The organism is Profundibacterium mesophilum KAUST100406-0324, from assembly GCF_009835145.1.
GTDB classification, from domain to species: domain Bacteria; phylum Pseudomonadota; class Alphaproteobacteria; order Rhodobacterales; family Rhodobacteraceae; genus Profundibacterium; species Profundibacterium mesophilum.
This window is the reverse complement of the sequence record NZ_APKE01000089.1, coordinates 1-253: the sequence shown is the minus strand read 5'-3', so window position 1 is coordinate 253 and position 253 is coordinate 1. Positions and strand designations below refer to the sequence as shown.

Sequence of the window (253 nt, the reverse complement as noted above, 5' to 3'; positions counted from 1 at the left end):
GTGGTTGTGGATGTATGTGAGCTTTTCGCCCAGCCGGGACTTGCTGGAGATCTTGCGGCGTTGCGCCTGCAGCCAGTCGCCGAAGGCTGCGACCAGCGGGGCGCTGCGGGCCTGGCGGGCTAACAATCGCTGGCCGGGGTCGATACCACGGATATCGGCTTCAATGGCATAGATCTGGGCGATGCGGCGTAGGCCTTCGGCGGCGATCTCTGAGCCGTCGCGGTCAAAGACTTCCTTCAGTTTGCGGCGCGCG

General features: G+C 64.4%; 1 protein-coding gene. It reads right to left on the bottom strand.

Annotated elements, in window-relative coordinates; translation table 11 throughout:
• Positions 1 to 253 (bottom strand): IS66 family transposase (locus tag PMES_RS16380; RefSeq protein WP_159966775.1); only part of this gene is annotated, 253 nt, incomplete at both ends.